The sequence below is a fragment of the Microcoleus sp. PH2017_34_RAT_O_A genome, assembly GCF_020737885.1.
Lineage (GTDB): Bacteria > Cyanobacteriota > Cyanobacteriia > Cyanobacteriales > Microcoleaceae > Microcoleus.
Map to the genome: position 1 here is coordinate 60,205 of NZ_JAEQDD010000004.1, position 12,874 is coordinate 73,078.

Genomic DNA, 12,874 nt, shown 5'->3' on the forward strand with positions numbered 1-12,874 from the left:
TCTCGGCCCTCGCGCACCATCTAAGAAACCGGGTTTTTTCCTGAATATTTGCAATGTTACGAAGTTTGTCGCAAAAACCCGGTTTCTCAACCCTCGTCACCAAAGTCAATCTGTACTTTCGCGCCCGATCGCGATACAATGATCTACTCAGATCGAACACTGCCCTGACAGCAGTAGAAAAACCATGCAACCCGAACAAGAACAAGAAATTCTCAACCTGCGCGATCGGCAATTAACGCCCAAACAAATTGCCCGAAAGTTAGGATTGAAAGCATCCGAAGTCAGTACATTTCTGATATCTCAGGCAGAACAAACAGCCCTCGCTAGCGCCGAAAAAGGAGAGTTATTGCCCGTTGCTCAATGTCTCGTCGATGTAAATTTTGCGAAGGTATTGTTGGGCAATGAAACCTCTGAAATGAGCGGTTTGGGTTTAGTGATGGTTACCCGTTCCAAGGGCTACAATCGTTTTGTTGTAACCTCTTATTTGATCGACTACTGGTGCTTGGGAGTGAAGGATGCCATGCCGCCACGTAACTGCAACGATAGCCAATATAAAAATCTTGTTGAGAATGCTTACTCGCAGTTTCTGGGATACGAGGAGATTAGTTTAGAGCAAGCACAAGCTTTGGTTTGGGGCGCGATCGCCTATGCCAAAAAATTAGGCTTTGAACCGCATCGCGATTTCGAGCAGTCGAAGGCTCATTTAGGAGAATCAACCAGCGAAATCGGCTTGAATTTCGGTCGCAATGGAGAACCTTGTTATGTTGAAGGGCCTTACGATAATACAACGAAAATTATCAATACGCTTAGAAACTCTGTGGGAGACGGTAATTTCGATTTCTTGCACGAGATTGGGTAGAAATTGATACGGTTCCGCACGATCGAAGAAACCGGGTTTTTTCCCATCTCTTTGCCTGTCATCAAATATTCTCGCAAAAACCCGGTTTCTGGCCACCGAACCCATCGAATCATGGTAAAATAAACATCGGTGTTATTGATAACTCCCCACAATGGACGAAACCCGCGATCGAGCCTATCTGCAACTAATTCATACCCTGCTGACTTGCCCCAACGGTGAAGAAAATCAAATCTTGAATGCAAACTCGGAATTGGTGGATGCTGAGTTAGTACAAATGATGCGGGTTATTGCAGCCCAATTTTCGGAAAACAATCAAGAAAATGCGGGTAGTTTTTTATTGCAAACTGCCACTCAAATCGCTAATTTTTTGGGAATGAACGATGACGGAGATAGCGATAACTCAGAAAGTGAAGATTCCCAAGAATATGTAAACTTTATCCTACAATTATTGCAAGCAGAACAAGATAGCCATAGCGATATTCAAGTAATTTACCCGATGCTGGCCGGGCGGCAAGATCTCCTCAATCTGCGTTTTGCCGAGACTTTACAGCAAGTAGCCGATAATTTAATTGCCCAACATCCCGAAGCAATTTATGACATTCTCACCCTCATTGCAAATTTGAGTATTGATATTTATCAATTTCCGCGCGGGAATAGAGCGAAAAATATTGAAATTACTATAACAGGTTATCAAATAGTTTTAAACAATCGGCAACCGGGGAGCGAAGAATATGCTGGAACTCAAAATAACCTAGCTGCTGCCTACAGTGACAGAATCAACGGTTCGCGAGCGGATAATTTAGAGAGGGCGATCGAGTTTTATCACGCTGCTTTAACAGTCCGTAATCGTAAGAATTTCCCCGAACAATGGGCAGCGACTCAAAACAACCTAGCTATTGCCTACAGTGACAGAATCAACGGTTCGCGGGCAGATAATTTAGAGAGGGCGATCGAGTTTTATCACGCTGCTTTAACCGTCTATACTCTTGAGGATTTCCCCGAAAAATCCGCAATGACTCAAAACAACCTAGCCCTTGCCTACAGTAACAGAATCAACGGTTTGCGGGCGGATAATTTAGAGAGGGCGATCGAGTTTTATCACGCTGCTTTAACAGTCCTTACTCCTGATGATTTCCCCGAAGATTGGGCAATGAATCAAAACAACCTAGCTATTGCTTACAGTGACAGAATCAACGGTTCCCGGGCGGATAATTTAGAGAGGGCGATCGAGTTTTATCACGCTGCTTTAACAGTCCTTGCTACTGAGGATTTTCGCGAAAAATGGGCAGCAACTCAAAACAACCTAGCCCTTGCTTACAGTGATAGAATCGACGGTTCGCGGGCGGATAATTTAGAGAGGGCGATCGAGTTTTATCACGCTGCTTTAACAGTCCTTACTCCTGATGATTTCTACGAAAAATGGGCAACGACTCAAAACAACCTAGCCCTTGCCTACAGTAACAGAATCAACGGTTCGCGGGCGGATAATCTGGAGAGGGCGATTGAGTTTTATCACGCTGCTTTAACTATCAGAACTCGCGAAGCTTTCCCGCAAGATTATACAGAAACTTTGTTTAATTTAGGTAATCTTTACCAAAACAACCAGCAATGGCAACTGGCTTACGATACATATACCCCAGCTATTGAAACAGTAGAATTTTTACGGGGCGAGATTGAATCTGGGGATGAAACCAAACAGAAATTAGCCGAAGAATATAACAGAATCTATAGTGGCATGGTAGAAATTTGCATCGAACTGCAACGCTACACCGAAGCAATAGAATACGTCGAACGCAGCAAAGCCCGCAACCTTGTAGAACTCTTTGCCAACCGTGACATCAAACCTAAAGGCAATATCCCCGAAACTGTTCTCAACGAATTGTCGCGCCTCAGTCGAGAAATTGAGGCCGAACAGCGACGACTGGAAATCGAACAGATAAACCGTAACAGTAATGGCGGCATATTGGGAGAACGCAGCCTCGAAATCGACGGCCTAACAACTAACCGCGATTCTACTCATCTCACCAAATTACGTAAACAACTCGATGAATTGATTGCTCGTGAAATTACACCGATCGATCCTGATTTTAGCCTAACCCAAAAAGTTAAGCCCATCCTCTACAAAGACATTCAAACTCTGACAGGTGAAAACACCGCTATTCTTGAGTGGTACATCGCAGGCGACAAATTTTTCACTTTCATCATCACCCCGCAAACGCCAACACCCATCATCTGGCAATCTTCAACAGCAAACTTTGAAGCCTTGGTAAATTGGGATGACGAGTATAGGAAAGACTACGAAGAGAGTAAACCACCAGAAAGAAAACCCCAATGGCAGGAAAAACTAGCCTCTCGCCTCCAAAACCTAGCTGAGATTTTGCAGCTAGATCGGATTTTAGAGAATATTCCGAAACAGTGCGATCGACTAATTTTAATTCCCCATCGTTTCTTGCATCTTTTCCCTCTTCATGCGTTGCCAATCTCTCACGAAAGGGATGTTGAACGTGGATGCACCGATGAACAGAATTCGGCTATTACTGTATCCCTATCCAAATCAGAGTTATGCTTTCTCGACTTATTCCCAGGTGGAGTCAGCTATGCCCCCAGTTGCCAACTGCTGCAACAGGCGAAACAGCGACAACGCCCCAATTTCTCTCACCTATTTGCGATTGCTAATCCTACCAAAGATCGCTATTTACTTGAACTTCAAGCCGCGAATATCTGCGAGAAATTCAAATCTAATGATTTCTTGGCAAAAGATGATGCTAATAAGAATGCAATTCTCAACGGGAAACTCAGCTTTGCCAACTGCGCTCATTTCGGTTGTCACGCCAAGTTTGAGCCTGACTCCCCTTTGAAATCATCCCTGGTATTCGCAAATAAAGAACGTTTGACACTGTTGGAAATCTTGAATCTTGACCTAAATTAATGTCGTCTTGTCACCCTCTCCGCCTGCGAAACTGGATTGACAAAATCCAAAACTAGCGATGAATATATTGGCTTACCTTTTGGCTTTCTCTTGGCTGGTAGCCCTAGTATAGTCAGCACGCTTTGGGAAGTGGATCAAGTCACCAGCACTTTATTACTAATGCGGTTCTATGAAAACCTAGAAAGTATGTCAACGGTTACTGCTCTCAATGAGGCACAGCAATGGCTGCGTAATATGACCTCAGAGGGGCTGGAAGTCTTATTAAAAGACCTCAAACCCCAAATCGACGAAATTTTCGATCGACTACCCCTAAAGGAACGCACACGCTATGTTAATGCTCCTCTGAAGGGCGCACAGAACCGCAAGCCATTTCCCTTTGTTGAACCTCATTATTGGTCTGGCTTCATTGCGATCGGTGTTTAGCACTCCTTACAAAACTCATCCAGATTTTTCTCGTTTATGTAAAGAATTATTAATATTAATAATGCTGGAATACCAACATAAGGCATTAGCAAAGTCATTGCACCACCAAAACCCTGTTTTAATGATTCTCTAAAGGCTGAGGTACAAATATAAGGACGCAATTTTTGAGTTGACTTTTCTAACCAGCTAGGTTCATTCGGATCTTCCTCGCTCATATTGTCCGGTAATTCTCCTGACTCAATTGCTATAGTTTCGGCGGCATATTCTAAATCGCCTTCACACCCTTCGAGCACCTCAAGGCCTTTCAGAGCATCGGGATATTCTTGTAGTTGGGAGCGATATTGTTCAATTTGTGCTTGGGTAACAGTAGTCATGGGGATAATGGCGATCGATTAAATGAGTAATTATTATTTTGCCATAAAATGTATTTTTTGTGCACGCAAGTTTCCGTAGTTAAAGAGTATTTTGTATCGTGCGTCGCTGTCAGAAGTTCGATCGCATTTAAATATATCTGATAGCGACGCACCCGACGATACTCGCGCAAAACCACAGAAACCGGGTTTTTTCCGAAAGCTGGGAGTTGTCGCCAAGTCTGTCGCAAAAACCCGGTTTCTCGCCACCCACCCACAATCCAAAATCTAAGAAACCGGGTTTTTCCCGAAATCTAGGAGTTGTCACCAAGTCTGTCACAAAAACCCGGTTTCTCGCCACCACTTTTAGAATAACAACGGCTCAATTTTGGTCTGTACCTCCTCAATCACATCTTCAGATACAGATTCAACAAATCGAACACCGCGAACTTTCCAGTCTAGACACTTGATTTGATCTGCAAGAATAACTCCCTGAACTTTTAATCCAATTGGTAAAGCAACTTCAAAAGGATACCCTTTTTGTTGCTTGGTAATAGGCATAAATAAAGCTAAAGAACTTTTCTGATTATAAGCACGAGGCGACAGCACAAAAGCAGGTCTAAGTCCTTTTTGTTCGTGTCCTTTAGTGGGGTCAAAGTCTAAATAAACAATATCGCCTCGACTCGGAATGTAGGGATTTGATTGTGTCACCAAACTTCATTCCCCACAGCAACTCCACTGTCAATCTCAGTATGAAGATTTTCTGGGGTAATGGCCTCAATCAACTCCTCAAGCGAATACCGCCGACGAGTTATCGGCTCGATCGTCAGCCTACCATCTATCAAGACAAGCTGCACTTGGGAACCTTCCACTAAGTTAATCTCTTTAGCTAAATGCTGTGGAATCCTAACAGCAAGACTGTTTCCCCACTTTGCGATCGTCCCAACCATAGCCCAATCCTCTAGCTAGTGATATTATTCTGAGGACTTCACCCTTTTTTGAGGATGTATATACAGAGTGTCTACAGTATAGCAACTAAAATCCAAGAAACCGGGTTTTTTCCCGAATCTTCGCCTGTAACCAAATATTCTCGCAAAAACCCGGTTTCTGACTACCCACCCATCAAAAACAAAACAACCGCCAACAGTCAAAGCCATCAACAGTTGTTTCATATATTCAATGCGGATGGCGAGACTCGAACTCGCAAGGACATAATGCCACACGCACCTCAAGCGTGCGCGTATACCAATTCCGCCACATCCGCTTTTTCCGACAATCTCTGGGATTTTTTGCGTTACGAGTTAAAGATTCACAGGTTGAGGTTCCTGAAATTTAACTTGTGACTAGCCCTTTGAGACCACCGATTTAAAACCATAGCACAACTACCACCAAATTGTAAAATAAATTTTTATTAAGAATTTATGGGAAACCATTATCCAGAAGATACCGAAAGGGATTATTGTACAGAATATTGAGTGAATTAAGCAGCGAAGATGGGGTTCTCGAAAATTTTAATCGCTAATCGGGGGGAAATCGCCCTCCGCATACTACGCACCTGCGAGGAAATGGGGATTGCCACAGTCGCCGTTCATTCCACTGTAGATAAACACGCCCTACACGTTCAGTTGGCAGACGAAGCCGTTTGCATCGGCCCCCCCACCAGCAGCAAAAGCTATTTAAACATCCCCAACATCATCTCGGCCGCCCTGACGCGCAACGCCGCAGCGATTCACCCGGGCTATGGCTTCCTCGCGGAGAATGCCCGATTTGCGGAAATCTGTGCGGATCATCAAATTACTTTCATCGGCCCAAGTCCGGCTGCGATGCGGGCGATGGGCGACAAATCCACCGCCAAAGAAACCATGCAGCGGGTGAAAGTCCCCACAGTACCCGGTAGCGACGGATTGCTGGCGGACGATCGCGAAGCTCTAGCAATAGCCCGCGAGATCGGCTATCCTGTGATGATCAAAGCTACCGCCGGCGGTGGAGGCCGCGGTATGAGGCTAGTCCGAGAACCATCCGAACTCCCCAAACTCTTCTCAGCAGCCCAAGGCGAAGCCGATGCAGCCTTCGGCAATCCCGGAGTCTACCTCGAAAAATTCATCGAAAAACCGCGCCACATCGAAATTCAAATCCTCGCCGACAACTACGGTAATGTCATCCACCTCGGCGAAAGAGATTGTTCGATTCAGCGCCGACACCAGAAACTCCTGGAAGAAGCGCCCAGCCCCGCCCTCAGCCAGAAACTGCGAGATCAAATGGGTCACGCTGCGATTGCTGCGGCTAAATCCATCAACTACACGGGTGCTGGAACTGTTGAATTTTTGCTTGACAAATCGGGCAAGTTCTACTTCATGGAAATGAACACCCGGATTCAGGTCGAACATACCGTCACGGAGATGATTACAGGGCTCGACTTGATCGCGGAACAAATTCGGATCGCTCAAGGTGAAAAACTGCAAATCAAGCAAAACCAAGTGATTCTCAGCGGCCACGCCATTGAGTGCCGGATCAATGCTGAAGATCCCGATCGCAACTTCCGACCCCATCCCGGCAGAATCACCGGCTTTTTGCCTCCTGGCGGCCCTGGCGTGCGGATGGACTCTCACGTTTACACCGATTACGAAATACCGGCTTACTACGATTCATTAATTGGTAAATTGATAGTCTGGGGGCGCGATCGACCTTCAGCCATCCGGCGCATGAAACGGGCATTGCGGGAATGCGCGATTACCGGCGTCCCCACCACCCTCAGTTTCCACCAAAAAATCCTCGATAGCCCCGAATTTCTCAGCGGCGAAGTTTACACGAATTTCGTCGAACAGTTCATGAATCAAAATAGTCAGTAGGCAGTTGACTGTTAACTGTTAACTGTTAACTGTTGACTGTTGACTGTTGACTGTTAACTGTTGACTGTTGACTGTTGACTGTTGACTGTTAACTGTTAACTGTTAACTGTTGATCCATGCCCAATGCCCAATGCCCAATGCCCCATTCCCCATGCCCCATTCCCCATTCCCCATGCCCCATTCCCCATTCCTACATCATCATCGTCAAAATTCCTTGCTGGCCGAGCATCATTTCCCGGAGCAAGCTACAGATGCCCACCCAAATAATCGGTGTAATGTCCACTCCGCCGATCGGCGCTACAATTTTTCTGGTTAGGACTAAAAAAGGTTCAGTCGGCCAAGCAATCAGACTCAACGGCAGTTTGCTGAGGTTCACGCCGGGATACCAAGTCAGAACGATCCGAAAAATAAATAGCAAAGTCATCACCACTAGGACAGAGCCCAGAATCCAACTTGCAACGGTAATACCAGTCATGGGTCTTATCTCGAAAATCTTAAGTTTTGTTACGTCAGCCTTTCATAATTTTAACCGTTTCACAGGTGCGATCGAACACGATCGACAAAATTTTTCCGGCCTTATACCTTCGGATGGAAAGAGTTAGAGGGTTTGAGGGTGCGAGACTGAGAGTTTTCCAGGGTAAAAATATTGCTGGTAGCACCACATCCCTTGCAAAATCCATTGCCGAACTTCTCCCTGAGAACTGACTGCTGATAAAATTAATAAAAATCAAATTGTTGTAACAAAGGCTTTGAATTTATGACTCCTTCACTCGCTAACTTTTTGTACAGCCTGCTTGTGGGCATTTCGCTGGTAGTCATTCCAGCAACGATCGCCCTGATCTTTATCAGCCAAAAAGACAAAATCAAGCGCACCTAAAAAGTCTGCGGGTTTCAAGCGTCCGGCGCGCGAGTCAATTTTGGGATCGCACGATCGGGCATTTCCCCGCTTCCAAAACCTCGGCTACCAGCAACTGTGAAGGCAAAACCTTCGGTTGACGGCCAAGCTGAGGTTTTTTCCCGTTAAACTCATAACTATAAGGTGCGCTTCCCTGTTCTGAAAGCTTCACCGGATGCTGCCCTGTGAAACCACAGTCGGAATAACAGACTGACAGACTTAATGATAGAAGTAAAATCTAACTCGCTAACATAGGAAAGACATAGGAGATAGGCTAATGGTCAATTTAGGATTGAACTTGAGCAGCCTGTTAGGGATCATCCTAGCAGTAGCAGGGGCAGGACTGTACTTTCTGCGATCGTGGCGTCCCAAACTAGCCCGAGACCACGATATTTTTTTTGCAGCCGTGGGCTTGCTCTGTGGCGGTATTCTGTTATTTCAAGGATGGCGGCTTGACCCAATTCTGGCATTCGGTCAATTTCTGCTTGCAGGTTCCGCCATATTTTTTGCAGCCGAAAGCATCAAATTGCGGGGAGCGACCACAGCCCAAGCTAAAAGTCGATCGCAATACGTAGATGAAGAGCGACCAGTCAGCAACGCCTACGCTTACGACGGCTACGATAACGACTTCGACCAGATAGAACCAGAGGAAGACTACCCGCAGCGTCCCCGGATTAGAGGTAGTCAAGAAAGTCGTTCCTCGCGGGAAACCTACGACGATGAGCCCCGCCGCCGTCCTTCGTCGAATCGCAACGGTAGCGCGAACACATCTCGGGAGTCGATCGATCGCCCTCCCTCGCGCAAACGTCCGGCGCGCCCAGAAGCCCCGCCCGCCCAAGGCTCTGACAACTGGGACGTTTCAGACAACCCCGAAGAAAGACCGGCCCGCAGCAGCCGCAACCGCCCCCCAACTTCGGAAAACCGCAGTTCTGACGCGCCGCCGAGAACCAAAAAACCTCGGCCAGCGGAAGCATCGAGGTCTCGCCCCAGCAACCGTGACGTAGAAGCACCGCCATCGGACTACGTGGAATATCGCCCCGTAGAATACCCGGAAGACCAACCGGATAGTTCCCCCAATTTCGACAAATAGGCACAGATAAGTAGGTGGGTTAAACTAAACATTTCTCCCGCGAGCAAGACAAAAATTAAGTTGCGTTTATTGATGCCCATCTACTTATTCTCATATCTTAGAATGTTTAAATAACTATAAAATAAAATTTTAAAGACAGCTCAATCAATCGATTTTAGATTTTAGATTTTAGATTTTAGAGGCGACCCCACGGATAAATTCGAGGGCTTGAGGATTTTCGATTTTCGATTTGGGATTGATTCCATGGATAAATCACGTGGCGGGTACCATCAAGAAATTCTTGGTCAAGTAAAATAACCATAAAATTCCCAAAAAAAACTATTTAAATATATTTAATAGTATTCCTATAAAATAATCCTTATCAGGTTCGTAGTGAGGACTTTAGTCCTTCTTTATGCGGACTAAAGTCCTCACTACAAACCTGTTCTGATTTTTGCGGACTAAAGTCCTCACTACAAACCCCTTCGATCGCAGAAAATACAACCTCTGGAACTAACTCAAAGTACAATAGTCTAAAATCTAAACTCTAAAATCTAAAATCAGCAATATGCCCTTACTGGAAATAGGAGATCCGGCGCCTTGGTTTTCGATTGCTTCCAGCAATAACCCCTTATTTCATTTCTCGACGGTTGGCGGCCGGCGAGTCGTGCTGTTTTTCTTTGCTAGCGCAGCTTTTGAACAAATCCAAGTTATCCTCAAAAGCTTTCAAGAGCTTTCAGAAGAATTCAAGACTTTGCAAGTACCGCTGTTGGGAGTGAGCGTTGATGCAGCAGACAAAGAACAAAACAGAGTCACACTAATGGCTCCGTCATTCATCTTTTTCTGGGACTTCGACAAAAAAATCAGCCAGCAGTACGGTGTTTGCCAAGATGTAGAACAAAATGGAGTTGGGGGAGTTCACTATGCACCCCAAACTTTTATTCTCAACGAAAACCTTCAGATAATTAACATTTTACCGATGGGCGAACCGCACCAACACGCCCAGCAAGTATTGGATTTTATCAAAACTTTGCCCCCAATTGAGGAAGCCCGACCAGCGACTCGCCACACCCCGGTGTTGGTAATTCCTAACGTTTTGGACAGAGAATGTTGCCGCAGTTTGATCGATATATACAAAGCTGACGGCGGCACTCCCTCAGGTTTTATGAGGCAAATAGACGGGAAAACTGTTGGCATTCACGATGATAATTTCAAGAAACGTCGAGATTTATTTATTGAAAACCCGAATTTGCAGCGAAAATTGAGTGCGATTATTCTGCGTAGGGTGGTACCGGAAGTACAAAAAGCTTTCCAGTTTAAAATTACTCGGTTTGAACGGTATTTAATAGCTTGTTACGATGCCCAAAGTGGCGGTTATTTTCATCCACACCGCGACAATACGAGCAAAGGTACGGTGCACCGCAGGTTTGCGATGACTTTGAACTTGAATGTGGGGGAGTACACGGGGGGATTTTTGCGGTTTCCGGAGTACGCGCCGCACGGTTATAAAGGAGATTCTGGCACGGCGATTATTTTTTCGTGTTCTTTGCTGCACGAAGCGACGGCGATGATTAGCGGTGAGCGTTTTGCTTTGCTGTCTTTTTTCTACGGCGATGAGGATGCTTTGGTGCGGGACGCTAATTTTAAGTATATTGTCGATCGCTCGCCAGAAGATTCGAGAATTGCCGAAACTGCTGGCTTATCTTAGTTTTGCAACCAAACTCTGGCCCTATAAGTCGATCGATTTACCAAAAACTCAGCAGCAGGCTAAATCTTAAAGCAATCTCAAGCTTAAATTTATCAATAGCCCTCTCCAAGTCCTAAAATAATTACAGGCCATAGTTAGCAGTTGACCCGAACACCTAACTACTAGCTGCCGATCGTTAAAAAATACTAATTCACGCTCATGAATTTCAAACTTCTAAGTTTAGCGGTATCAGGAATTTTCATAGTTGGGGTTGCAGCCAGGGCTGCTGCGGTTGTTAAGGTGCCCCCCCGACAGCAGGAGGCAAATTTAGCGGAATTTAACTCTGTGCGTTTCCCAGGCGCGATCGCCCAAAATGCCGAAGAACAAACGAATATTCGGGTATACGAAAAAGCCAGTCCGGCGGTTGTTACCGTCGATACAGCTAAATCTAACGGTAGCGGCACAATTATCAGCCCCGACGGCATGGTGTTAACCAACGCCCACGTTGTTTCTGCCGGCGGTACCGTAAATATAATTTTGTCAGACGGCAGAAAACTGGTCGCCGATGTCGTTGGATTCGGCGAAGAAGGTTTAGACTTAGCCGTGGTGAAGATTCGCGGTCAAACCAATTTGCCGACAATTCCTTTAGCCCGTGCCGGTTCGGTGAAAGTCGGACAACAAGCATTTGCGATCGGCAATCCTTTCGGTCGATTTCAAGGTACTTTTACAGTCGGAATCGTCAGCCGCATCGACGCAGCCCGTGGCTTAATTCAAACTGACGCGGCCATCAATCCCGGTAATTCCGGCGGCCCGCTGCTTAATAGTTCTGGAGAATTAATTGGCGTCAATACTTCTATTTTTACTCGCGGCCAGGGCGGAGGCAATATCGGTATCGGTTTTGCAATTGTCATAGACAAAGTGCCAGCTTTCTTGAGTGCGGTGCGAGAAGGGCGAGCTCCCCGCGTTGCTCAAAGGCGATCGCCATTTGGCAGCAAATCACCTCAAAAAGTTGCGTTAAACGGGCCCGCCGTCACAGGCAAACTTACCGACAAGTCTAGCATTCTGCCCGCAGACAACAGCTTTTTTGACCTCTACTCCTTTGAGGGAAAAGCGGGACAGCAAATCACAATAGAAATGAAAAGTCAAGAGATTGACCCTTATTTAATTTTGCTCGGCCCCAACGAGCGCGAAATCGCGCAAGACAATGACGGAGCAGGCAGTAAAAACGCCAGAATTACAGTCAGGCTGCCAGCAGATGGCACTTACACGTTGCTGGCAAATTCCAACGAAGCTAGGCAGTTGGGGGCTTATACGTTAGAACTCAAAGCGAGTGCTCCTAGCGCACCTTCTCGGGCGATTTTGCAAGAAGAAGGCGCTTTAGTCGCAGGTGGCCCGGTATTGCCTTCTGATAACAGTCTGTATCGCGAGTATACTTTTGAAGGTCGATCGGGTCAGTCTGTCAGCATTTCCCTGGAAAGTACAGATTTCGATCCCTATGTGGCTATCTTTGACCCTAACGGCAAATTAGTGGCAGAAAATGACGATGCGAGCGATTCGAGCAAAAATGCGTTTCTGAGCGTTACTTTGCCAGCTACGGGTCGCTACCGCGTGATTGTCAATGCTTATGATGCTTCGGGTCGGGGTCGTTACAATCTAACTATCCGCTAAAAGTTGGTAATTGGTAATTGGTGATTAGTGATTGGCAGTTAAAACGTTCTTCATTCTCATAACTAACAACTAACAACTGACTATTGACAACTGCCAACTGTCAACTGTCAACTGTCAACTGTCAACTGTCAACTGACTATCGAGG

Annotated in this window: 13 protein-coding genes, 1 tRNA gene and 1 pseudogene; 7 read left to right on the forward strand and 8 right to left on the reverse strand. The window is 46.0% G+C overall.

Translation table 11 applies throughout. The annotated features are described in order from the left end of the window. The first annotated feature begins 184 nt into the window (after positions 1 to 184). Together JGK11_RS03385 and JGK11_RS03390 are read left to right on the forward strand one after the other, a co-directional pair. Positions 185 to 859, forward strand: a complete 675-nt coding sequence (locus tag JGK11_RS03385; protein ID WP_293189432.1) for a DNA-binding response regulator — start codon at positions 185 to 187, stop codon at positions 857 to 859. Between the two features lie 496 nt (positions 860 to 1,355). After that, positions 1,356 to 4,211: pseudogene (locus JGK11_RS03390) on the forward strand (CHAT domain-containing protein). Here JGK11_RS03390 and JGK11_RS03395 read toward each other — a convergent pair. The 5 genes from JGK11_RS03395 to JGK11_RS03415 all read right to left on the reverse strand — a co-directional run bounded on the left by JGK11_RS03395 (position 4,208) and on the right by JGK11_RS03415 (position 5,825). After that, on the reverse strand, positions 4,208 to 4,585 hold the full coding sequence (locus JGK11_RS03395; RefSeq protein ID WP_293202711.1) for a hypothetical protein: 378 nt from the start codon (positions 4,583 to 4,585) through the stop codon (positions 4,208 to 4,210). The pseudogene JGK11_RS03390 and the gene JGK11_RS03395 sit on opposite strands and share 4 nt — an antisense overlap. After that, positions 4,582 to 4,839 carry a hypothetical protein gene (locus JGK11_RS03400; protein ID WP_293189426.1) on the reverse strand — a complete coding sequence of 86 codons (258 nt, stop codon included), beginning with the start codon at positions 4,837 to 4,839 and terminating at the stop codon, positions 4,582 to 4,584. The genes JGK11_RS03395 and JGK11_RS03400 overlap by 4 nt, the downstream gene beginning before the upstream one ends. Positions 4,840 to 4,927: 88 nt before the next feature. Continuing rightward, positions 4,928 to 5,272, reverse strand: coding sequence for an endoribonuclease MazF (mazF, locus tag JGK11_RS03405; protein WP_293175280.1), 345 nt, complete (start codon positions 5,270 to 5,272; stop codon positions 4,928 to 4,930). Beyond that, positions 5,269 to 5,511, reverse strand: a complete 243-nt coding sequence (locus tag JGK11_RS03410) for an AbrB/MazE/SpoVT family DNA-binding domain-containing protein (protein ID WP_293148968.1) — start codon at positions 5,509 to 5,511, stop codon at positions 5,269 to 5,271. Before JGK11_RS03410 ends, mazF begins: the two co-directional genes overlap by 4 nt. A gap of 230 nt (positions 5,512 to 5,741) precedes the next feature. Continuing rightward, a tRNA-Leu gene (locus tag JGK11_RS03415) sits at positions 5,742 to 5,825 on the reverse strand. A gap of 229 nt (positions 5,826 to 6,054) precedes the next feature. Between JGK11_RS03415 and accC the strand changes: the two genes are divergently transcribed. Next, a complete protein-coding gene (gene accC, locus JGK11_RS03420) occupies positions 6,055 to 7,410 on the forward strand; it encodes an acetyl-CoA carboxylase biotin carboxylase subunit (RefSeq protein WP_293189424.1) in 1,356 nt (451 codons plus the stop codon). Between the two features lie 190 nt (positions 7,411 to 7,600). Here the strand turns inward: accC and JGK11_RS03425 are convergent, their stop codons facing one another. Together JGK11_RS03425 and JGK11_RS03430 are read right to left on the reverse strand one after the other, a co-directional pair. Beyond that, positions 7,601 to 7,885 (reverse strand): YggT family protein, encoded by a 285-nt coding sequence (locus JGK11_RS03425; protein ID WP_293202713.1) that lies wholly within the window; start codon positions 7,883 to 7,885, stop codon positions 7,601 to 7,603. Between the two features lie 34 nt (positions 7,886 to 7,919). Next, positions 7,920 to 8,090: a hypothetical protein gene (locus JGK11_RS03430; RefSeq protein ID WP_293175274.1), complete on the reverse strand. Its 171-nt coding sequence runs from the start codon at positions 8,088 to 8,090 to the stop codon at positions 7,920 to 7,922. A gap of 77 nt (positions 8,091 to 8,167) precedes the next feature. On the opposite strand from JGK11_RS03430, the gene JGK11_RS03435 reads away from it, so the two are divergent. Continuing rightward, positions 8,168 to 8,287: a photosystem II reaction center X protein gene (locus JGK11_RS03435; RefSeq protein WP_293175272.1), complete on the forward strand. Its 120-nt coding sequence runs from the start codon at positions 8,168 to 8,170 to the stop codon at positions 8,285 to 8,287. A gap of 34 nt (positions 8,288 to 8,321) precedes the next feature. Here JGK11_RS03435 and JGK11_RS03440 read toward each other — a convergent pair whose 3' ends face one another. Then, entirely contained in the window at positions 8,322 to 8,477 is a 156-nt protein-coding gene (locus tag JGK11_RS03440) for a hypothetical protein (RefSeq protein ID WP_293202715.1), read from the reverse strand. 105 nt (positions 8,478 to 8,582) lie between these two features. Here JGK11_RS03440 and JGK11_RS03445 point away from each other — a divergent pair, with 105 nt between their 5' ends. The 3 genes from JGK11_RS03445 to JGK11_RS03455 all read left to right on the forward strand — a co-directional run bounded on the left by JGK11_RS03445 (position 8,583) and on the right by JGK11_RS03455 (position 12,729). Then, positions 8,583 to 9,395: a Ycf66 family protein gene (locus JGK11_RS03445; RefSeq protein ID WP_293202717.1), complete on the forward strand. Its 813-nt coding sequence runs from the start codon at positions 8,583 to 8,585 to the stop codon at positions 9,393 to 9,395. A gap of 547 nt (positions 9,396 to 9,942) precedes the next feature. Continuing rightward, the gene (locus tag JGK11_RS03450) at positions 9,943 to 11,082 is read left to right on the forward strand and encodes a redoxin domain-containing protein (RefSeq protein ID WP_293210571.1); all 1,140 of its coding nucleotides are present in this window, start codon (positions 9,943 to 9,945) and stop codon (positions 11,080 to 11,082) included. A gap of 198 nt (positions 11,083 to 11,280) precedes the next feature. Further along, positions 11,281 to 12,729 carry a trypsin-like peptidase domain-containing protein gene (locus tag JGK11_RS03455; RefSeq protein WP_293175266.1) on the forward strand — a complete coding sequence of 483 codons (1,449 nt, stop codon included), beginning with the start codon at positions 11,281 to 11,283 and terminating at the stop codon, positions 12,727 to 12,729. The last annotated feature ends 145 nt before the right edge of the window (positions 12,730 to 12,874 follow it).